The sequence below is a fragment of the Vibrio sp. Vb1026 genome (assembly GCF_033338745.1).
Lineage (GTDB): Bacteria > Pseudomonadota > Gammaproteobacteria > Enterobacterales > Vibrionaceae > Vibrio > Vibrio alginolyticus.
Genome location: NZ_JAWOTH010000024.1, coordinates 1 through 21,644, shown reverse-complemented (window position 1 = coordinate 21,644; position 21,644 = coordinate 1). Strand labels below are relative to the sequence as shown.

The 21,644-nt window shown below is 44.5% G+C and carries 23 protein-coding genes; 19 read left to right on the top strand and 4 right to left on the bottom strand.

The features are described 5' to 3' along the window. The first annotated feature begins 183 nt into the window (after positions 1-183). From aroK to rplI, 9 genes are all read left to right on the top strand, one after another. The gene (gene aroK, locus R7E47_RS22160; protein ID WP_005381319.1) at positions 184-702 is read left to right on the top strand and encodes a shikimate kinase AroK; all 519 of its coding nucleotides are present in this window, start codon (positions 184-186) and stop codon (positions 700-702) included. A 31-nt stretch (positions 703-733) separates the two neighbouring features. After that, complete coding sequence (gene aroB / locus R7E47_RS22155; protein ID WP_005381318.1) at positions 734-1,834, top strand: 3-dehydroquinate synthase; 1,101 nt, start codon at positions 734-736, stop codon at positions 1,832-1,834. A gap of 52 nt (positions 1,835-1,886) precedes the next feature. Beyond that, entirely contained in the window at positions 1,887-3,398 is a 1,512-nt protein-coding gene (locus tag R7E47_RS22150) for an SPOR domain-containing protein (RefSeq protein ID WP_033907307.1), read from the top strand. Positions 3,399-3,467: 69 nt separating this feature from the next. Beyond that, on the top strand, positions 3,468-4,307 hold the full coding sequence (locus R7E47_RS22145) for a Dam family site-specific DNA-(adenine-N6)-methyltransferase (protein WP_005382762.1): 840 nt from the start codon (positions 3,468-3,470) through the stop codon (positions 4,305-4,307). 92 nt (positions 4,308-4,399) lie between these two features. Then, entirely contained in the window at positions 4,400-5,071 is a 672-nt protein-coding gene (gene rpe / locus R7E47_RS22140) for a ribulose-phosphate 3-epimerase (RefSeq protein WP_005381300.1), read from the top strand. Between the two features lie 244 nt (positions 5,072-5,315). Beyond that, positions 5,316-5,705 (top strand): 30S ribosomal protein S6, encoded by a 390-nt coding sequence (gene rpsF, locus R7E47_RS22135; protein ID WP_005381299.1) that lies wholly within the window; start codon positions 5,316-5,318, stop codon positions 5,703-5,705. A gap of 8 nt (positions 5,706-5,713) precedes the next feature. Then, positions 5,714-6,016 carry a primosomal replication protein N gene (priB, locus tag R7E47_RS22130; RefSeq protein WP_005381298.1) on the top strand — a complete coding sequence of 101 codons (303 nt, stop codon included), beginning with the start codon at positions 5,714-5,716 and terminating at the stop codon, positions 6,014-6,016. 16 nt (positions 6,017-6,032) lie between these two features. Beyond that, complete coding sequence (gene rpsR / locus R7E47_RS22125) at positions 6,033-6,260, top strand: 30S ribosomal protein S18 (protein WP_000090472.1); 228 nt, start codon at positions 6,033-6,035, stop codon at positions 6,258-6,260. A 33-nt stretch (positions 6,261-6,293) separates the two neighbouring features. Next, the gene (rplI, locus tag R7E47_RS22120) at positions 6,294-6,746 is read left to right on the top strand and encodes a 50S ribosomal protein L9 (protein ID WP_005381278.1); all 453 of its coding nucleotides are present in this window, start codon (positions 6,294-6,296) and stop codon (positions 6,744-6,746) included. 77 nt (positions 6,747-6,823) lie between these two features. On the opposite strand, the gene R7E47_RS22115 is transcribed toward rplI, so the two are convergent. Then, on the bottom strand, positions 6,824-7,588 hold the full coding sequence (locus R7E47_RS22115; protein WP_318085063.1) for a DUF481 domain-containing protein: 765 nt from the start codon (positions 7,586-7,588) through the stop codon (positions 6,824-6,826). A 221-nt stretch (positions 7,589-7,809) separates the two neighbouring features. On the opposite strand from R7E47_RS22115, the gene R7E47_RS22110 reads away from it, so the two are divergent. Both R7E47_RS22110 and alr read left to right on the top strand, forming a co-directional pair. Then, complete coding sequence (locus R7E47_RS22110) at positions 7,810-9,210, top strand: replicative DNA helicase (protein ID WP_005382759.1); 1,401 nt, start codon at positions 7,810-7,812, stop codon at positions 9,208-9,210. A gap of 13 nt (positions 9,211-9,223) precedes the next feature. Next, positions 9,224-10,300, top strand: a complete 1,077-nt coding sequence (gene alr, locus R7E47_RS22105) for an alanine racemase (RefSeq protein WP_005381272.1) — start codon at positions 9,224-9,226, stop codon at positions 10,298-10,300. Positions 10,301-10,338: 38 nt separating this feature from the next. Here alr and R7E47_RS22100 read toward each other — a convergent pair whose 3' ends face one another. Continuing rightward, positions 10,339-10,758 (bottom strand): secondary thiamine-phosphate synthase enzyme YjbQ, encoded by a 420-nt coding sequence (locus R7E47_RS22100; RefSeq protein WP_053350735.1) that lies wholly within the window; start codon positions 10,756-10,758, stop codon positions 10,339-10,341. Positions 10,759-11,064: 306 nt separating this feature from the next. Here R7E47_RS22100 and pgi point away from each other — a divergent pair, with 306 nt between their 5' ends. Then, positions 11,065-12,717 (top strand): glucose-6-phosphate isomerase, encoded by a 1,653-nt coding sequence (gene pgi, locus R7E47_RS22095; protein ID WP_005381270.1) that lies wholly within the window; start codon positions 11,065-11,067, stop codon positions 12,715-12,717. A 99-nt stretch (positions 12,718-12,816) separates the two neighbouring features. Here the strand turns inward: pgi and R7E47_RS22090 are convergent, their stop codons facing one another. Together R7E47_RS22090 and zur are read right to left on the bottom strand one after the other, a co-directional pair. Then, complete coding sequence (locus R7E47_RS22090; protein WP_005381269.1) at positions 12,817-13,278, bottom strand: chemotaxis protein CheX; 462 nt, start codon at positions 13,276-13,278, stop codon at positions 12,817-12,819. A gap of 9 nt (positions 13,279-13,287) precedes the next feature. Further along, complete coding sequence (gene zur / locus R7E47_RS22085) at positions 13,288-13,752, bottom strand: zinc uptake transcriptional repressor Zur (protein ID WP_005381268.1); 465 nt, start codon at positions 13,750-13,752, stop codon at positions 13,288-13,290. Between the two features lie 321 nt (positions 13,753-14,073). Between zur and dusA the strand changes: the two genes are divergently transcribed. From dusA to R7E47_RS22050, 7 genes are all read left to right on the top strand, one after another. Then, a complete protein-coding gene (gene dusA / locus R7E47_RS22080) occupies positions 14,074-15,054 on the top strand; it encodes a tRNA dihydrouridine(20/20a) synthase DusA (protein WP_017821727.1) in 981 nt (326 codons plus the stop codon). 164 nt (positions 15,055-15,218) lie between these two features. Next, positions 15,219-15,434: an envelope stress response protein PspG gene (gene pspG, locus R7E47_RS22075; protein ID WP_005381266.1), complete on the top strand. Its 216-nt coding sequence runs from the start codon at positions 15,219-15,221 to the stop codon at positions 15,432-15,434. Positions 15,435-15,532: 98 nt separating this feature from the next. Beyond that, on the top strand, positions 15,533-16,192 hold the full coding sequence (locus R7E47_RS22070) for a TIGR04219 family outer membrane beta-barrel protein (RefSeq protein WP_005381265.1): 660 nt from the start codon (positions 15,533-15,535) through the stop codon (positions 16,190-16,192). A gap of 157 nt (positions 16,193-16,349) precedes the next feature. Beyond that, positions 16,350-16,580: a hypothetical protein gene (locus tag R7E47_RS22065; protein WP_005381264.1), complete on the top strand. Its 231-nt coding sequence runs from the start codon at positions 16,350-16,352 to the stop codon at positions 16,578-16,580. Between the two features lie 117 nt (positions 16,581-16,697). Further along, complete coding sequence (locus R7E47_RS22060) at positions 16,698-18,569, top strand: assimilatory sulfite reductase (NADPH) flavoprotein subunit (RefSeq protein WP_017633538.1); 1,872 nt, start codon at positions 16,698-16,700, stop codon at positions 18,567-18,569. Further along, positions 18,569-20,305, top strand: coding sequence for an assimilatory sulfite reductase (NADPH) hemoprotein subunit (gene cysI / locus R7E47_RS22055; RefSeq protein ID WP_017821724.1), 1,737 nt, complete (start codon positions 18,569-18,571; stop codon positions 20,303-20,305). Before R7E47_RS22060 ends, cysI begins: the two co-directional genes overlap by 1 nt. Next, positions 20,298-21,077 carry a phosphoadenylyl-sulfate reductase gene (locus tag R7E47_RS22050; RefSeq protein WP_005382748.1) on the top strand — a complete coding sequence of 260 codons (780 nt, stop codon included), beginning with the start codon at positions 20,298-20,300 and terminating at the stop codon, positions 21,075-21,077. The genes cysI and R7E47_RS22050 overlap by 8 nt, the downstream gene beginning before the upstream one ends. The last annotated feature ends 567 nt before the right edge of the window (positions 21,078-21,644 follow it).

Genomic DNA, 21,644 nt, shown 5'->3' with positions numbered 1-21,644 from the left:
GTCTCGGGAAAAACTGATTAAATCAAAAATAAAGTTGCAATAGTGGCACCATGCTTGGATAATTTCGGGTCTTATCACGAATTATCTGTGAGGAACTGGTGCCACAAGCCTTGTAGAACAGCAGTTTAGCTGTGTTTTCTTGTGGCGATCTTATTGAATCAATGTTGTAAATTACTGCTAAACATGGCTGAGAAACGTAATATTTTCCTTGTTGGCCCAATGGGCGCCGGCAAAAGTACAATTGGTAGACATCTAGCACAGCAACTGCATATGGAGTTTGTTGACTCCGATACAGTGATCGAAGAACGCACTGGTGCAGACATCTCTTGGGTTTTTGATGTAGAAGGTGAAGAAGGCTTCCGCAAGCGTGAAGAAGCGGTACTTGAAGACCTAACACAAGAGCAAGGCATCGTGCTTGCGACTGGCGGTGGCTCTGTTAAGAGCAAAGAAAACCGCAATCGTCTTTCGGCACGTGGTGTTGTTGTTTACTTAGAAACGACGATTGAAAAGCAACTTGCGCGTACAAACCGCGACAAGAAGCGTCCTTTACTTCAAACGGATAACCCTCGCGAAGTACTGGAGCAATTAGCTGAAGAACGTAATCCTTTATATGAAGAAGTAGCGGATTACACTGTTCGCACTGACGATCAAAGTGCAAAAGTGGTAGCCAACCAGATCGTAAAAATGCTAGAAGAGAGATAAGTCTTTATCTTTTTTTAATTGGAGCAAACCGATGGAACGGATTACGGTCAACCTAGCTGAGCGTAGCTACCCAATCTCTATTGGCGCCGGGTTATTTGAGGACCCGGCGTACCTCTCTCAAGTTCTCTCAAACAAAAATGCAAAACAAAAAGTTGTTGTGATCAGTAATGTCACAGTGGCGCCTTTGTATGCAGACAAAATTTTAAAGCAACTCGAGCAGCTCGGTTGTAGTGCATCCTTGTTAGAATTGCCTGACGGTGAACAGTACAAAAACTTGGATGTATTTAATCAAGTAATGAACTTCTTACTGGAAGGGAGTTATGCTCGTGATGTTGTGATCATCGCGTTAGGTGGTGGTGTTATTGGCGACCTTGTGGGTTTTGCGTCTGCCTGTTACCAGCGTGGGGTCGACTTTATTCAAATACCGACCACATTACTATCCCAAGTGGACTCTTCGGTTGGTGGAAAAACCGCGGTTAACCATCCGTTGGGTAAGAACATGATAGGTGCGTTTTACCAACCTAAAGCCGTGATCATTGATACGAACTGCCTGTCGACGTTGCCTGAACGTGAGTTCGCTGCGGGTATCGCCGAAGTCATTAAGTACGGCATTATTTACGATGCAGATTTTTTTGTATGGTTAGAAGACAATCTTGAGCGCTTGTATGCGTTGGATGAAGAAGCACTAACTTATGCGATCGCACGTTGCTGTGAAATAAAAGCGGAAGTGGTGGCTCAGGATGAGAAAGAATCGGGCATCCGTGCTTTGCTTAACTTAGGTCACACCTTTGGTCATGCGATTGAAGCGGAACTTGGCTATGGCAATTGGCTGCATGGTGAAGCGGTATCTTCCGGCACTGTTATGGCGGCCAAAACGTCGCATCTACGCGGTCTGATCTCGGAAGAGCAATTTGAGCGTATTGTTGCGATTTTGCGTCGTGCAAAACTGCCTGTGCATACTCCAGACAGTATGAATTTCGATGACTTCATCAAGCACATGATGCGAGATAAGAAAGTCCTCTCTGGTCAATTACGATTGGTTTTGCCTACAGGCATTGGCACTGCCGAGGTAATTGCTGATACGACGCAAGACGTACTCAAGCAGGCAATAGACTTCGGTCGCGATATTTAACCTTGTAATGGCGCCTTTGGGCGTCATTCTTGTAGTGTATTAAGGTTATTAGATGAGTGTTGCTCACGTACTGGAATTAGATTCTCAAATCGAGTTGCTTGATAGATTAGGTCTACTGACTAACTTTGGTTCCAATCTCATTGCGATTAATGGTCATGATGGGTACGGGAAATCTTGGTTAGCGCAGCGATACCTTGAAGTGGGTGCCAGTAACAAGAATCAATGTTTGTTACTTTGTCATTCTAATCAAGACGATGTGCAGCATCGCGTCCTTATTTTGAGTCAACTGGTTTCAGACGCATTGTTTAATCAGCAAGAGCCTTTACTTGATAGCCTTGAAAGGCTTTTAGGTGATGAGGCGTGTGACATTGCAATTGTTGTAGATGATGCGCATTTATTGAGTGAGACACTTATCTCTGAGCTTTGGATGCTGGTCTTAGAGGCGCACCATAAGCCAAATTGGACCATCAATGTCTTACTGTTTACACAGTCTGGACGTTTAGACGGTTTGCTAGCACGTCTCAGTTATGGACAAGAGATAAAGCCTGTTGAGCTTGATATTGATATGTTGTCCGAAGTGGAAGCTCGTCGTTTCTTTGAGTCACTTGTTGCGCGCTACGTCGATGATGAGTCTGAGAAACGGGTTCGAGATGCATTTAAAAAAGTCGACCCAGTACCGGGTGACATCATGGCGTTAGGAGAGATGAAAGTGGAAAAAAGGATCATTATCCGCTCGATTGTCGGTTCACCCCTGAATATTGCGTTGGTGGTATTAGTCTTACTGTTGCTTGCTGCTGGTGGCTATTGGTGGATGCTTAGTCAACCAAGTCCTGATGATAAAGCGCAGCAAATTGCTGGCAGTTTAGAGCAAACGGCTATTCCAACTTTTGAAGAGTCAGGAGTCAGTGCAGCGCAGTCTTCACTGCAACCTGTAACCGATGGCTCTAGCAGTCTTGATAAGTCTGGTGCGGTTGATGATTCTGATTCATTACCGCCAGCTGTGACAGAAGAAGTAGCGAGCGTAGGCAGTGATGACAATCAACAAAGAGTGGTGATTGAGTCGAATGTGGTCGATGCATTGCTTGAAGGTAAAGCTGATTCAGCAGACACAAAAGCGATTGATGATGTCGTAGGTACTGAGAAGACAGAAACCGCCGATGAAACTAGCTCCCCTTTGATTAAAGTCGTAAAACCGAATCAAGATATGACGCAAGCACCTGCTCAGTCAGAAGAGGGTGAGGCAAACCAACCTGTTGTGAAATTTTCATTTGCTCGTGAAGAACTAAAAGCGCTATCGCCAAGAGCGTATACTTTACAACTCGCGGCTATGACCTCAATGGAAGATGTACAATCCTTTCTCAATGAGCATCAACTGAATAATCAAGTGCGAATTTATCCTACCGTTCGTAATGACACCGAGTGGTATATCATCACATATCAAGATTATCCGACAATTCAAATGGCTCGTGATGCCGTCGCAAGCTTGCCAGATTCGGTTAAGTCGGTGAGTCCTTGGGCAAAATCACTCCGTCAGGTTCACCGTGAAATTGAACGAGTGAAATAAACCTGAGCTTCCCTGAAAAATATGTTACATTCCGCAGCCTTAATTTTTGGTCGATAGATAGAGCAGTAGATGAAAAAGCAACGAGCCTTTCTTAAATGGGCAGGAGGAAAATACGGACTGGTTGAAGACATCCAACGTCATTTGCCGCCGGCTCGAAAGCTAGTTGAACCTTTTGTTGGTGCGGGCTCAGTGTTTCTGAATACCGATTATGACCATTATCTACTTGCAGATATCAATCCAGATTTGATCAATCTGTACAACCTGCTGAAAGAACGCCCTGAAGAGTATATCTCTGAAGCGAAGCGTTGGTTTGTCGCTGAGAACAACCGCAAAGAAGCCTACCTACACATTCGCGCTGAGTTTAATAAAACCGATGACGTGATGTACCGCTCTTTAGCGTTTTTGTATATGAACCGCTTTGGTTTTAATGGCCTATGCCGTTACAACAAAAAAGGTGGCTTCAATGTACCGTTTGGCTCTTACAAAAAGCCGTATTTCCCTGAGGCGGAATTGGAGTTTTTTGCAGAAAAAGCCAAAAAAGCTACGTTTGTTTGTGAAGGTTATCCTGAAACATTTCGTCGTGCGCGCAAAGGGAGCGTCGTGTATTGCGATCCACCTTATGCGCCGCTTTCAAATACGGCAAATTTCACCTCATACGCAGGTAATGGTTTCACGTTGGACGACCAAGCTGCATTAGCCGACATTGCTGAAAGAACAGCGACTGAACGTGGCATTCCTGTGTTGATTTCTAACCACGACACTACCTTGACACGTCGGTTGTATCACGGTGCGGATCTTAATGTGGTTAAAGTAAAGCGTACCATTAGCCGTAATGGTAACGGTCGTAATAAAGTTGATGAGCTACTTGCGCTTTTTCATGCGCCAGACATGGATAAATCAAGCTCTTAATTCTCACACTATTATATCTAAATAGTGGATCTCCCCACTGGCTTCGGTAGAATTGCGCGCAGATTGTTTGCTCATTACTACTGAGGTCAGGTATGAAAGATTTTCTTATTGCTCCATCCATTTTATCGGCAGATTTTGCTCGTCTCGGTGAAGATGTAGAAAAAGTACTCGCAGCGGGTGCGGATGTGGTGCATTTCGACGTTATGGATAACCACTATGTACCAAACCTGACTTTTGGTGCGCCTGTGTGTAAAGCACTACGCGATTATGGCATCACAGCGCCAATCGATGTTCACCTAATGGTGAAACCCGTTGACCGTATTATTCCTGATTTCGCAAAAGCGGGTGCGTCGATGATTACGTTCCATGTAGAAGCTTCTGATCATGTAGACCGTACACTACAGTTAATTAAAGAGCACGGCTGTCAGGCTGGTGTGGTACTAAACCCAGCAACGCCACTTGCAAGTCTTGAATTTATTATGGATAAAGTCGACATGATTCTACTGATGTCGGTAAACCCTGGTTTTGGTGGTCAATCATTCATTCCTCATACACTAGATAAACTGCGTGCCGTTCGTAAGATGATTGACGAGTCTGGTCGTGATATCCGCTTAGAAATCGATGGCGGTGTGAAGGTTGACAACATTCGTGAAATTGCAGAAGCGGGCGCAGACATGTTTGTTGCAGGCTCGGCGATTTTCGGTGAGCCAGATTACAAACAAGTGATCGATCAAATGCGCGCTGAACTGGCTGAAGTTAAATAAGCACCGATAAGCCAGCGCAATAACACGCTGATTTTAAAGGCTGCCAGCTTGTTGGCAGCCTTTGTGTTTTCTAGTATTAGAAGAAATTAAATATCCACTGCGCTGAGCAAATAATCACTTGCCTATTTTACGCCCTTTCTGTACTATTCGTGCTCCTTAAACTCAGTCAATTATCTTTAGTTCCTTGCTTCCTCTGGACGACTGAGCCATTTGTGGAAGCTGAATAATCCGTAAGGAGCAACCAATGCGTCATTACGAAATCGTATTCATGGTGCACCCAGATCAAAGCGAGCAAGTTGCTGGCATGATCGAGCGTTACACTGGTTCAATCACTGAAGCTGGCGGTAAAATCCACCGTCTAGAAGACTGGGGCCGTCGTCAACTGGCTTACCCAATCAACAAGCTTCACAAAGCTCACTACGTTCTTATGAACGTTGAAGCTGACCAAGCTGTAATTGATGAGCTAGAAACTGCTTTCCGTTTCAACGATGCAGTTCTACGTAACATGATCATGCGTACTAAAGCAGCGATCACTGAGCAATCTATCATGCTTAAGCAAAAAGAAGAGCGTGCTCCACGTCGTGAAGAGCGTTCTGAAGCTAAGCCTGAAGCTAAGTCAGAAGCTGCTGAGTAAGTTTTCTTATGGCCAATCGAATGGAGCTGAGCGGCACCATTGCCAAACCGCCCATTCGTAGTAAAAGCCCTGGTGGCATTGAACACTGTCGGTTTTGGCTGGAGCATCGCTCTACTATTATCGAAGCTGACTTACCTCGACAAGTTTATTGTCGTATGCCGGTAGTCGTCAGCGGGCTTGGGTCACAAGCACTAACTCAGAATTTAGTTCAAGGCAGTAACATTAAGGTAAGTGGTTTTGTCACTTATCAAACCGGCCGAAATGGCGTGGGAAAATTAGTGTTACACGCCGACAACATTACTCAAATTTAAGATCAGGAGATAGCCCATGGCTCGTTTCTTCCGTCGTCGTAAATTCTGCCGTTTCACTGCAGAAGGCGTACAAGAGATTGATTACAAAGACGTAGCAACTCTTAAAAACTACATCACTGAAGCTGGTAAAATCGTACCTAGCCGTATCACTGGTACAAGCGCTAAGTACCAGCGTCAACTAGCACGTGCTATCAAGCGTTCACGCTACCTAGCTCTACTACCGTACACTGACAAGCATCAGTAATCGGTTCATTTTATTAAGAAAGAGGATTAAGCAATGCAAGTTATTCTACTTGATAAAATTGGTAACCTAGGTGGTCTTGGCGATACTGCAAACGTTAAATCTGGCTACGCTCGTAACTTCCTTATCCCACAAGGTAAAGCAGTTATGGCAACTAAAGCTAACGTTGAAATGTTTGAAGCTCGTCGTGCTGAACTAGAAGCTAAAGTTGCTGAGCAACTAGCTGCTGCAGAAGCTCGCGCAGAGAAAGTTAACGCTCTAGAAGCTGTAGTTATCGCTTCTAAAGCTGGTGACGAAGGCAAACTATTCGGTTCTATCGGTACTCGTGACATCGCTGACGCTATCACAGCTGCAGGCGTTGAAGTTGCTAAGAGCGAAGTTCGCCTTCCTGAAGGTGCTCTACGTACAACTGGTGAGTTCGAGATCAGCGTTCAACTTCACTCTGAAGTTTTCGCAACTGTGAACCTACAAGTTGTTGCTGCTGAGTAATTCAGTATCAAGACGAAATACTAAAAAGCACCTCCTTGGAGGTGCTTTTTTTATTTCTAAAACTGAGAGAAAAAGGGTTAAAAAGCGAAAAGTAAATTAACGGAAAATACGCTGTCTGCTTTGCTTAAGCCTTCAGGCACTTTATCGTGATACTGACGAGAGTGCGCCAGTTTCAGTGCAATATCTTCAGTAATATCATTGGTTACACTGAGTTCACTATCAGTACGTGTGTTACTTCTACCTGTTACCAACGTAATATCAGCTGCGAAACTTAAATTATCCAACGCATGCCAAGTTGTGTTGATATTTCCTCGAAAAATGCCTTCTCTAACGATATCGGGAAAGACAATATCGTCATCATCTATTTCGTCTAAGTTTGGCTCTTGATAGCGAAAACCAGGGCCTACCTCTACCTCTAAAATGAAGTTCTCAGTGTAGGAGAACTGGTAACCCAAACCACCTGACAACGTATAGTCTTTAAAATAAGCACTGTAGCGAGAATCCACCCCTTTAAAGCTGCCATACAAATATGTCTTAGGGCCTAACTTGTAGTCACTCTGTAGGGAGTAGGTGGATGAGCGTTTGTCTTCTTCACCGTCTTTGTACAAGTTGTAGTACTTCCATTCACCATTAGAACGTTGTCGACCTGACGTATATTCAGCACTCAAACGAGCATTCAGGGAACGAGAGTCCGTGTTACCTGTGTGAGCTTGATAGCCGAACTCCACCTCGGTTTTTAGTGGGTCGGGTACATCAATATTTTGCTCTGGCTGTACTGATTCGTCAGCATACGATGCACTAGCGCACAGTAGGCTAAAGCTAAGTAACCAGTATCGGGACACATCAACCTCGAACGTAATCAAAAAGGAGGGGCATGATACTGATACAGATATTTGGTTGGGTCAATGGTAGGTTAATTTTTATTAGAGCTAGGCGGAAGAACCAGGCTATTACCTGGGTGGTTCACATGATGATTTCTTAACAAGTAATTGTCGCTTCGGGGAAGCATCTCAGTTAGGTTAAGGTTATAATCGTGGGTCAATAGTAGTTATCGAGCAAAGTCATGGCGGAAAACAGAAATCGCAAACCTTCAGACAGTCAGGTCGACGCAATCAAAGTGCCACCTCACTCACTAGAAGCCGAGCAATCAGTAATTGGTGGTCTTTTACTGGATAATGAACGTTGGGACACCGTTGCCGAACGTGTTGTGAGCAGTGATTTCTATAGTCGTCCACACCGCCTGATTTTTGAAGGTGTAAAAACCATTCTTGAAGCGGGTAAACCTCTCGATCTTATTACTTTATCGGAATATCTAGAGCGTCACGAGTTGTTAGAAGATGTAGGCGGTTTTGCTTACCTCGCTGACTTGGCGAAGAATACGCCAAGTGCAGCTAACATCAATGCGTATGCTGATATTGTCGCTGAGCGTGCGATTGTTCGTGGCCTTATTGGTGTCGCGAATGAAATTGCGGACGCGGGCTATGACCCTCAAGGTCGCAGTTCTGAAGATTTAATAGACATGGCGGAGAGTAAAGTTTTTGCTATCGCCGAGTCTCGAACTAGTGAAAACGAAGGACCACAAAACGTCGACAACATCCTCGAAAAGACGTTAGAACGTATCGAGTTGTTGTATAAAACGCCACAAGATGGTGTTACGGGGGTCGATACCGGTTTCACCGATCTCAATAAGAAAACCGCAGGTTTGCAAGGCTCTGATTTGGTGATTGTCGCAGCGCGTCCATCGATGGGTAAAACGACCTTTGCGATGAACTTGTGTGAAAATGCGGCCATGCAACAAGAAAAGCCCGTACTTATTTTTTCGTTAGAGATGCCAGCTGAACAGTTGATGATGCGTATGTTGGCCTCTTTGTCTCGTGTAGACCAAACCAAGATCCGTACGGGTCAGCTAGATGACGAAGATTGGGCGCGTATTTCTTCTACTATGGGTATCCTGATGCAGAAGAAAAATATGTACATTGATGATAGCTCTGGTCTAACTCCGACCGAAGTGCGTTCGCGCGCTCGCCGTATCGCTCGTGAACATGGCGGTCTATCGATGATCATGGTCGACTACCTTCAGTTGATGCGCGTGCCTTCGTTAACCGATAACCGTACTCTTGAGATTGCTGAGATCTCTCGCTCTCTTAAGGCGCTGGCAAAAGAGCTAAATGTGCCTGTTGTGGCACTGTCGCAGCTAAACCGTTCCCTAGAGCAACGTGCGGATAAACGACCAGTAAACTCGGACTTGCGTGAATCCGGTTCCATCGAGCAGGATGCCGACTTGATCATGTTCATCTACCGTGATGAGGTTTATCACCCAGATAGTCCGTACAAAGGTACGGCCGAAATCATTATTGGTAAACAGCGTAACGGTCCTATCGGCTCTGTTCGCCTCACTTTCCAAGGTCAACATTCGCGTTTCGACAACTACGCGGGTCCTGCATTCGATATTGATGATGAGTAATTCCATGAGCTATATGAAAGCGGCCAAGGCGTGCATTGATTTGTCTGCGTTGCAGCACAACTTACAGCGCGTAAAAGCTCAAGCGCCACAAAGTAAAGTGATGGCTGTCGTCAAGGCCAATGGTTATGGTCACGGATTACGTCATGTCGCAAAACATGCTAACCATGCGGATGCGTTTGGCGTGGCTCGCATTGAAGAAGCATTGCAACTGCGCGCTTGTGGAGTAGTAAAGCCGATTCTATTGCTAGAAGGTTTTTACTCTCCTGGTGATTTACCTGTTCTTGTGACGAACAACATCCAAACCGTGGTGCACTGTGAAGAGCAGCTTATCGCCTTGGAGCAAGCAGACCTTGAAACTCCGGTTGTCGTGTGGCTGAAGATTGACAGTGGCATGCACCGCCTTGGGGTTCGTCCTGAACAATATGACGACTTTGTAACGCGGCTGAAGGAGTGTCCAAATGTAGCGAAACCGTTGCGTTACATGAGCCACTTTGGCTGTGCAGATGAGCTGGATAGCGATATTACCCCACAACAGATTGAGCTGTTTAAATCGTTGACTTCTGGTTGCCAAGGGGAACGTTCACTGGCGGCATCTGCGGGGTTATTGGCATGGCCTCAAAGCCATTTAGATTGGGTTCGTCCGGGTATTATCATGTATGGTGTGTCGCCATTCGATGACAAAACGGCGCAAGATCTTGGGTATCAACCTGTTATGACACTTAAATCCCACCTTATTGCGGTACGTGAAGTGAAGAAGGGCGAAAGTGTTGGCTACGGTGGTATTTGGACCAGTGAGCGAGATACAAAAGTTGGGGTCATCGCTGTAGGGTATGGCGACGGTTACCCAAGAAGTGCTCCAAACGGTACGCCGGTGTGGGTTAATGGCCGTAAAGTACCTATTGCAGGTCGAGTTTCCATGGATATGCTGACGGTCGATTTGGGACCAGACGCAACGGATAAAGTCAGCGACGAAGCGATTCTTTGGGGGAAAGAGCTCCCAGTAGAAGAAGTGGCGGGTCACATTGGTACGATTGCGTATGAACTCGTGACTAAGCTAACGCCTCGCGTCGAGATGGAATACTCAAAATAAACAACGAAAGGCTAACCCAAGGTTAGCCTTTGTTTTATCTACTCACCGTTAATCGTAGCAATAACGCGGCGGCCGCCACCAAAGTCTCGATGCTCACCCAAGTAAATACCTTGCCATGTTCCTAAAGCTAATCGACCATTTTGGATTGGTACCGTCACACTACTGCCAAGCAGTGATGCTTTAATATGTGCCGGCATGTCGTCGTCACCTTCATAGGTGTGCTGATAATAAGGAGCACGCTCTGGCACAAACTTATTGAGGTGCGCTTCCATGTCCATACGCACGGTTGGATCAGCATTCTCATTTAAGGTCAAACTGGCGGAGGTGTGCTGAATAAATAAGTGTAATAAACCTACTGAAAGTTCGTTTATTTGTGGTAATTGTTGTTCAATTTCATCAGTTATCAGGTGAAAACCGCGGCTTCTCGCTTTTAATTGCAGTGTTTTTTGTGCCCACATACGTGTTCCTTTGGAAATTTATAAATTGGCGTCTATCCTATTCCAATTAGAGCCTGTCATTAGTAAATGATATGATTCTTGTCATCGTAAATGAATTGTTCAATTTCAGGGCAGGGAACGTGACCTAACTCAATGTGAGTGTAAAAGCTCTCGGTCATAATTGGCGCCTGAAAAAAAATTACAAAGACTTGTTTTGTGGCAATTTGCCCAAACATCTAATTTATATTCTATTTGCTAAATCGGGGATTCCACAGTTTTCGCTAGACTGTAAGGAATGGAACCTACTGTAACATCGGGATAAAGACCATGTTGAAAAATATCAATCCAACGCAAACACAAGCTTGGAAAGCGCTAACGGCGCATTTCGAATCTGCACAAGATATGGATCTTAAAGAGCTGTTTGCTCAAGACGCAGCGCGTTTCGACAAATACTCTGCACGTTTCGGCTCAGACATCCTAGTCGATTACTCAAAGAACCTCATCAATGAGGAAACTCTGAAGCACCTGTTTGCTCTTGCGAAAGAGACCGAGCTGAAATCTGCAATTGAAGCGATGTTCAGTGGTGAAGCGATCAACCAAACAGAAGGTCGCGCTGTTCTTCACACTGCACTACGTAACCGCGCGAATACTCCAGTTATGGTAGACGGCGAAGACGTAATGCCAGCAGTGAACGCGGTTCTAGAAAAAATGAAATCATTCACTGAGCGCGTTATCGGCGGTGAATGGAAAGGTTACACAGGCAAAGCAATTACTGATATTGTGAACATCGGTATCGGCGGTTCTGACCTTGGCCCTTACATGGTGACGGAAGCTCTAGCGCCATACAAAAATCATCTAAACCTTCACTTCGTATCTAACGTTGATGGTACACACATCGTTGAAACGTTGAAGAAAGTTAACCCAGAAACGACGTTATTCTTGATCGCGTCTAAGACGTTTACAACACAAGAAACCATGACTAACGCGCACACTGCTCGTGATTGGTTCCTAGAATCGGCGGGTGATCAGGCTCATGTGGCTAAGCACTTTGCTGCGCTTTCAACAAACGCGACAGCCGTGTCTGAATTTGGTATCGATACAGCGAACATGTTTGAATTCTGGGACTGGGTTGGTGGCCGTTACTCACTATGGTCTGCGATCGGTCTATCAATTGCACTAGCAGTAGGTTTCGACAACTTCGTTGAGCTGCTTGATGGCGCTCACGAGATGGACAAGCACTTTGTATCAACAGATCTAGAAAGCAACATCCCTGTGATCCTTGCGCTTATCGGTATTTGGTACAACAACTTCCACGGTGCGGAGTCAGAAGCTATCCTACCTTACGATCAGTACATGCACCGTTTCGCGGCGTACTTCCAGCAAGGTAACATGGAATCAAACGGTAAATACGTTGACCGTGACGGCAATGCTGTAACTTACCAAACTGGCCCAATCATTTGGGGTGAACCAGGTACCAACGGTCAGCACGCGTTCTACCAGCTAATTCACCAAGGTACTAAGCTTATCCCATGTGACTTCATTGCACCTGCAATTAGCCACAACCCAGCTAGCGATCATCACCAAAAACTGATGTCTAACTTCTTCGCGCAAACTGAAGCTCTAGCGTTTGGTAAAAATGAAGAAACCGTGAAAGAAGAGTTGGTGAAAGTAGGTAAGAATGCTGAAGAAGTGGCAGCGATTGCGCCATTCAAAGTGTTTGAAGGTAACCGTCCAACAAACTCTATTCTAGTGAAGCAAATCACGCCTCGTACGCTAGGTAACTTGATCGCAATGTACGAACACAAAATTTTCGTACAAGGTGTTATCTGGAATATCTTCAGCTTTGACCAGTGGGGCGTGGAGCTAGGTAAACAACTGGCTAACCAAATCCTACCTGAGCTTGCAGACGAGTCTCAAATCAGCTCGCATGACAGCTCAACAAACGGTCTAATCAACGCATTTAAAGCGTTCAAAGCTTAATGTTTGAATAGATAAAGAAAAGGTCAGCAAATGCTGACCTTTTTATTGCCTGAGGCAAAAACAAAATAGGTTGGCCAGTGCCAACCTATTTTTTCTCTTTTATTCGAAGCAAATTTCGATAAAGGCATTTCCCCATTGGGAAGAGAAAGGCATGATAATAATTGAGCCTTCACACTTGTGGCGAATCGTATGACCTCGGCCCGAAACCACAACCGGTGTTGCCATATCAAAGTCAAAACCACTTTCCGCCAGAATGCGTTTCGCACCACCAGTAACCATGTTGGTGATCTCACCCACCATATCGGTCACTTCTTCATTGAGCCCATTTGGACGTTCACCAAGCATGTTCTGCATGATTTCTAGGGCGAGTGCTTCATCAAAGGTGATCGACATTGAACCACGAGTTTGTGGGCCTACCATACCAATCAGACCAGAAACGTCACCTCGTGCGATCTCATCTTTTTTGATTCGCGGTTTTTGTGGCTTCAGCTCAAGAGAAGCCATAGTTTTTAGCACGTTCATTAAAGAAGCTAAAAACGGGTTTACAAATTCAGCGCGCATAACGTTCTTCTATACTTTTTCTTTCGTCTCGGAGGAACAGGCCTGGCATTCACCATGAGTTTCAATAACTTGGTTGGTCAGTTTGAATCCATGCTTCTCGGCGTTTTCGGCTAACAAGGATATCAGCGTCTCATCTTCGAGTTCAACGACATCACCACATTTATCGCAAATTAGTAATTGGAAAAAGTGCTGCTGAGTATTGAAAGAACAACAAGTAATAAAGCTATTTGTCGATTCCACTCGGTGGATGAAGCCTTGCTCTAGGAGAAAATCTAATGCTCGATAAACAGTGGGCGGCTTAGCCTGAGGCTCACTCTCTTTTAGTTGCTCCAATAGCTCATACGCACTTGAGGCGCGGCGATTAGAACAAATGAGTTCAAATACGCGTCGGCGTTGCGGAGTCAGTCGTACTCCACGCTCTGCGCAGATACTTTCAATTTGTTCAATGATTGTTGGGTTCAAACCTTTCACCATAACTATCGGACGTGCTCTATGATAAATCATTTCTATACGAAGTTCGTTTAGAAATGCTTCATTTTACCCACTATCAGAACGAAAATCATGAATTAAAGCAAGTCGGTGGTGGTGTGAAGGCGGAATAATCATCACAGAATGAATCAACGAATGACAGATTCGTATTACTTCTGCGTATTCCTAAGCACTTGGCTAGTCAGCCAACCAAATCATTCTCGCTGAAACTAGCACCCAGAGGTGCTTGGGTATACAATACCCGACTTATTTTTTGAGCGTACTGCTGCGCTCGACCTTGGCAACATAAAAACGGGTGTTTATATCATGACTCATTCTTGCAGGCTCTCCGTAGCACCAATGTTAGATTGGACTGATCGTCATTGTCGCTACTTCCATCGCTTAATGACCAAAGAAACCCTGCTGTACACTGAAATGGTGACGACAGGTGCGATCATTCATGGAAAAGGAGATTTCCTGGCTTATAACGAAGAAGAGCATCCGTTAGCCCTTCAACTTGGTGGTTCAAACCCAGCAGATTTGGCTACGTGTGCCAAGCTAGCGCAAGAGCGTGGCTACGATGAGATTAACCTAAATGTGGGGTGTCCATCTGACCGCGTACAAAATGGTCGCTTCGGTGCTTGCCTAATGGCTGAACCGCAGTTAGTTGCGGATTGTGTCGCAGCAATGAAAGACGTGGTCGATATCCCTGTAACAGTAAAGACTCGCATTGGTATTGATGATCAAGACTCCTACGAGTTCCTAACGGATTTCGTTTCTATTGTTTCAGAAAAGGGTGGCTGTGAGCAGTTCACTATCCACGCACGTAAAGCATGGTTAAGTGGTCTAAGCCCAAAAGAAAACCGCGAGATCCCACCATTGGATTACCCACGCGCTTACCAATTGAAGCAAGACTTCTCACACCTAACGATTGCGATTAACGGTGGCGTGAAATCATTAGAAGAAGCAAAAGCACATCTTCAGCATCTTGACGGTGTGATGATTGGTCGTGAAGCATACCAAAGCCCATATTTACTGGCATCGGTAGACCAAGAGTTGTTTGGCTCTAATGCTCCAGTGAAGAAACGCAGCGAAATTGTTGAAGAGATGTACCCATACATTGAAGCGCAATTAGCGAAAGGTGCGTACCTTGGTCATATTACCCGCCACATGTTAGGTTTGTTCCAAAGCATGCCCGGTGCTCGTCAATGGCGTCGTCATATCAGTGAAAATGCGCACAAACCAGGTTCTGGTCTAGAAGTATTGCAAGACGCGCTAGCTAAGATTCCAAAAGAATTGAATGTGTAAAATTCGCCAGTGAATGGCTAAAATTACCAACTAAAGAATGATAAAGCCAGAGTGCAGAAATGCCTCTGGCTTTGTTTTTTTATTAAAAATCATAATCTTAACTTCGTTTCTGTAAGTTGGTATGGAAACTGCTCTGTTTATTGAAAACAAATGGAGAAGTGATTATGTTGGAGCTAATCTTTATTTTAGTCTTTGCGGCGACCTTGTTGGTTACGGGTATCACAATGATGACCGTATTCGCAGCAACTGGTATTGCGTTAGTTGTGATGTTTTTACTGGGAATGGTTGGAGCGGTACTCAAACTATTACCATGGTTAATCGTGATTGCATTGGGTATTTGGTTCTTCAAGAATTACGTTGCTCAGCCCCGCTATAAATAATGAGTAACATCATTTAGTTGATGGAGAGGCGTGAGAATATGGTATATTTCCTCTCACGTCCTCTACGTGAATATCAGCTATCTCGGAGTAAATACTACATGACAAATAAAGCGAACATCGCTTTAACGGCATTATCGTTGGCAGTATCTTTTCCTGTTTTTGCAGAGTACTCTGTATCGACAAAAGTCGGTGCAGAGGTATGGGCTGCCGACACTAAAGTTAATGAAGTGAGACGAGATAGCAGTACCGCAGGCACTTTTTACGCGGCGATTGAACATGATGTAAAATACGTCCCTAATGCGCGCCTTCGTTACTCAAGTGTTGATGCGGATTACATGGGGTTCGATAAGCTCGATTTAACCTTGTATTACCACGTTCTAGAGCATGATTTATTGCACTTTGATGCGGGTCTCACGTTCAGTAATTTAAGTGACACTAAATACATTGATGCTGGCTCAAGCAGGCGTGTAGAAGAATTTGATGAGCTGATTTGGGCTTGGTATGGTTACGCAGAAATTCAAGTTCCGGATACAAACTTTGATGTGATTGGTGAGATAAACTTTGGTGACAACAAAGGTATCAAAAGCACCGATTTCATGGCAGGTGTTCAATACAATGTACCGCTCGAAAAAGCTCGACTGGCTTTTCGTGGAGGTTACCGTGTGATTGATTTAGAGTCCGATAAATTCATGTCGGATCTAGGGAAAGAGTTTATTTTTGCTAACGGCTTCTTTGTGAGTGCGGAATACGCGTTCTAAATTCAGCCATGTTAGATATTCGATTTACTTAAAACGTCGCTTTATAAGCGGCGTTTTTTTATATCACTTCATTATATCTAATCGAAATTTCTCCCTATTTGGCTGACTTAGACCATGCTTACCTAGGAGCAATGTGAAAGTTAAAGCAGGGATAGCGATGACAATAAATGAACTAAGACATCTATTCCGTGAAAATCAGCTTATCGAAGCGATTATTGAGCCTGCAATCCAAGAGGGTGGTTGGGTTGTAGAGTTCAGACATGCGCGCGGTGGTTTTGTTTTTCTAACGGACAGTCACGGCGAAGAATGTCTTTATGAAGATTTGGATACTGCGTCAAAATCGGCAATGGCAGTAGGCTTTCAACAAGTCCGCATTGAAGATCGATGAGCAAAAAGTAAGCCGTTCTTACTTCCAAAAAGTTATAAAACATTCACTTCTATTCTTTCTTGTTATTAAGGAGAGTGGGTACTCTATCGTCACGCAATGAATAGGGATGTCGTGATAATGTCTTTTCAAAAGAATGAGTATTCTCACAAGAATGTGTCTGAAGATAATAATGGGCAAGGAGGAAATCCTCCAATCGCAAGCCCTCTGAATGACCAACAAATTAGCTCACTCCAACAAACTGTCTCTGAGTTGTCTTCACAGCAACTTGCTTGGGTCAGTGGGTATTTTTGGGGATTAGCTCAAAATCAACCAAACACAGCGGTAACGCCAATTGCACAAGCAACGGCAGCCGTATCAGCGAAGCCAGCAGGTAAGTTGAGTATTATTTTTGCTTCCCAAACGGGCAATGCTAAAGGTGTTGCTGAAGCTCTGGAACAGGAAGCAAAAGCAGAAGGAATTGCAGTCGAACTTTTTGATGCAAGCGATTACAAAGGTAAAAACTTAGCCAAAGAAACGCATGTCATTATTGTGGCATCGACTAACGGCGAAGGCGAAGCGCCAGACAATGCCATTGAGCTACATGAGTTTTTGCAATCGAAGAAGGCTCCTAAGCTGCCAAACCTGCAATATGGTGTTATTGCATTGGGAGATTCTAGCTACGAGTTCTTCTGTCAGACCGGTAAAGACTTCGACACTTACCTATCAAAGCTAGGCGCGACTCCATTTATCGAGCGTCTTGATTGCGATGTGGATTATGAAGCCCGCGCAACTGAATGGCGTAAGAATGCGTTAGACAAGGTAAAAGATACACTTTCTTCTGGCTCTGAAGCGGATGTGGTTCAACTTCCTGTGGGTCAAGCTGCGACTGCGCACTCTCCTTACAATAAACAAAATCCGTACACTGCGACGTTACTGACCAGTCAAAAAATCACGGGCCGTGACTCTGGAAAAGACGTTCGTCATATAGAAATCGACTTAGAAGGCTCGGGCTTAACGTATCAGCCAGGTGATGCACTAGGTGTGTGGTTTGAAAATAGCTCGGAACTTGCAAATGCCATTCTTGGTAAGGTCGGTTTGTCTGGGGTTGAGACTGTTGACGTTGATGGTGAAAGCTTGTCAATCCACAGTGCTCTTGTGAGTAAATATGAAATCACAACATCTAACCCGCAGCTCATCACAAAGTTTGCCGAGTTATCCGGTAGCAAGAAGCTACAAAAGTTAGTTGAAGATAAAGATAAGCTTCGCGAGTACTCTGCAAATACTCAAATCGTTGATGTACTGGCAGAAAAGAAAACCAAGTTAACCGCAGATGAGTTGATTGGTTTGCTTCGTCGTCTTACTCCACGCCTTTACTCTATTGCATCAAGCCAAGAAGAGGTCGATGAAGAAGTACACCTAACGGTTGCTTTGGTTGAGTACGAACAAAACGACGAAAAACGATATGGTGGTGCGTCTAGTTTCTTAGCACAGCGTCTCGAAGAGGGAGATGAAGTTAAAGTATTTGTTGAGCATAACAACAACTTTAAACTGCCGGAAGATGATAGTACTCCAATTATCATGGTTGGTCCTGGCACAGGGATCGCACCATTCCGTAGCTTTATTCAGGAACGTGAAAACCGCGATGCTGAAGGCAAAAACTGGTTGTTCTTTGGTGATCGCACGTTCACTCAAGATTTCTTGTACCAAGTGGAATGGCAAAAGTATCTCAAGTCAGGAGTACTAAGCCGATTGGATGTTGCCTTTAGTCGTGACCAAGTAGAAAAGGTTTACGTACAACATCGCATCTTAGAAAACGCAGCTCAAGTGTGGCAGTGGATCCAAGAAGGCGCTTATATCTATGTCTGCGGTGATGCAACGCGTATGGCAAAAGATGTGCACGACGCATTGGTTATCGTTGCTGAACAAGAAGGCAAGATGCCGCGTGACGATGCAGAACAATTTATTAATGACCTACGTAAAGCGAAACGTTATCAGAGGGATGTGTACTAATGACTTTTTCTACGGACAATAATAAGCAGGTTGTATTAGGTGAAGAGTTAGGGCCGCTATCTGATAACGAGCGCCTGAAGCGAGAAAGCAACTTATTACGTGGCACCATTGAGCAAGATTTACAGGACCGTATTACTGGTGGCTTTACTGCCGACAACTTCCAGTTAATTCGTTTCCACGGTATGTATCAACAAGACGATCGTGATATCCGTAATGAACGCACAAAGCAAAAACTGGAACCATTACATAATGTGATGCTTCGTGCTCGTATGCCTGGAGGCATCATCACGCCAACGCAATGGTTAGCGATCGACAAGTTCGCAACGGAGCACTCTTTATATGGAAGTATTCGTCTGACGACTCGCCAAACGTTCCAGTTTCATGGGGTATTAAAACCGAATATTAAGTTGATGCATCAAACGCTCAACAGTATTGGCATTGATTCGATTGCAACCGCGGGTGATGTAAACCGTAACGTGTTGTGTACCACTAATCCAGTGGAGTCAGAGTTACACCAAGAAGCTTACGAATGGGCGAAGAGAATCAGTGAACACCTGCTTCCGAAAACACGCGCTTATGCAGAGATTTGGCTAGACGGTGAAAAAGTAGAAAGCACGGAAGAAGACGAACCGATTCTAGGCAAGAACTACTTACCACGTAAGTTTAAAACCACAGTGGTTATCCCACCGCAAAATGACGTAGATGTACACGCTAACGATCTCAACTTCGTAGCGATTGCAGATAACGGCAAGCTGGTTGGTTTTAACGTCCTGGTCGGCGGCGGCTTAGCGATGACGCATGGCGATACATCAACTTATCCGCGCCGCGCTGACGACTTTGGCTTTATTCCGCTGGACAAGACACTTGATGTTGCCGCAGCTGTAGTAACAACTCAGCGCGACTGGGGTAACCGTTCAAACCGTAAGAACGCAAAAACCAAATACACATTGGATCGTGTAGGTAGCGATGTCTTTAAAGCGGAAGTCGAGAAACGTGCTGGTGTTAAGTTTGAGCAAAGCCGTCCATATGAATTCACAGAACGTGGTGACCGTATTGGCTGGGTAGAAGGAATTGATGGTAAATATCATTTAGCGCTTTTCATCGAAAATGGTCGCTTATTAGACTTTCCAGGTAAACCACTTAAGACGGGTGTTGCTGAAATTGCCAAAATCCACAAAGGCGATTTCCGCATGACAGCAAACCAAAACCTAATTGTTGCGGGTGTACCTAAAAACGAAAAAGCGAAGATTGAAAAGATCGCTCGTGAACATGGCTTAATGGACGACGGCGTAAGTGAACAGCGTAAGAACTCAATGGCTTGTGTTGCTTTTCCAACTTGTCCGCTAGCGATGGCAGAAGCTGAACGTTTCCTTCCTCAGTTTGTTACTGATGTTGAGGGGATTCTGGAGAAGCACAACCTACCAGAAAATGACAACATCATTTTGCGTGTAACTGGGTGTCCAAATGGTTGTGGTCGCGCAATGTTGGCTGAAATTGGTCTAGTTGGCAAAGCGCCGGGTCGTTACAACTTGCACCTAGGTGGTAACCGTGCCGGTACTCGAGTACCAAAAATGTATAAAGAGAACATCACGGATAAGCAAATCTTAGAAGAGATTGATCTGCTGGTGGCTCGATGGTCGAAAGAGCGTGAAGAAGGCGAAGCCTTTGGCGATTTCACTATTCGTGCTGGCATTATCCAAGAAGTGCTCGTATCAAAGAGGGACTTTCATGCTTGATTCTGTAGCATCCAAGCTGGAGCTCACAGAGTTACTGACATTAACAAAGACGGAGCAAATCCTCCGTCTTGCTCAAATTAATGTCGAGCTCGAAAAGCTTTCAGCACAAGAGAGAGTAGCGTGGGCTTTAGATAATCTAGAAGGCGAGTTCGCGGTTTCTTCTAGTTTTGGTATTCAAGCCGCGGTTATGCTTCATTTAGTTACTCGCGCCAAAGCGGACATCCCCGTCATTCTAACCGATACTGGTTACCTGTTTGCTGAGACGTACCGATTTATCGATGAGCTGACAGATGCTCTCAACCTAAATTTAAAAGTTTATCGAGCCAAGGAAAGTGCGAATTGGCAAGAAGCTCGATATGGAAAATTATGGGAGCAAGGCGTAGAGGGAATTGAAAAATACAACAAGCTCAATAAAGTTGAGCCGATGCGTCGAGCGTTAAAAGAGCTTAATGTTGGAACGTGGTTCTCTGGACTGCGTCGAGAGCAAAGTAAATCTCGTGCAGGTTTACCGATTCTATCAATTCAGAACGGTGTGTTTAAATTTCTACCAGTAATTGATTGGACTAATAAAGACGTTCATTACTACTTAGAACAACACGGCCTTAAATACCACCCATTGTGGGATGAAGGTTACCTTTCAGTTGGTGATACACATACTACTCGTAAATGGGAGCCGGGAATGTCAGAGGAAGAAACTCGATTCTTTGGCTTAAAGCGAGAATGTGGCCTACACGAAGATGATGGCTCTGAACAAGATGGGTCTGGCATATAGCCATAATGCTCTTTAAATAGAGTTTAGGTTAAGTTTAATAAAGATAGCTGCAATAAAGCAGCTTTCTTTATTTATGGTACTTGAAAAACACGTCTCAAAGAACAATTCTGTGGATAAGTTGTGTGAGAGTTTGGGGTAAAGTTGAATAAATAAAGGTTTGATCGAAAACTCATCGTTTAACCATTATTTTTGCAATTTTTGAAAAATAACACTTGCCAATGTGAGCGCGATCTCTATAATGCCTCCTCGTCGACAGGGCAAGGCCTCACAAGGGGTTAAGCGAAGTTGATAAGGCTGAAAAGAAAAACGAAATAATTTGAAGAAAGTGTTTGACACAATAAATTATCTCGCTAGAATGGCCGCCTCTTCCCAAGTGATGTCAATCACAAAGAAGAGTTGCTCTTTAACAATATAGACCTATCAATCTGTGTGGGCACTCGTTGATGATAATCCAATTCGATACCTCGGTATCAAATTAGGTTTCAATGAAACGAAGTGACCATTGAATCGAAAGATTCAGCACAGTCAATTCAAACATTACTTTATGTAATGTTCAGTATTCATTGA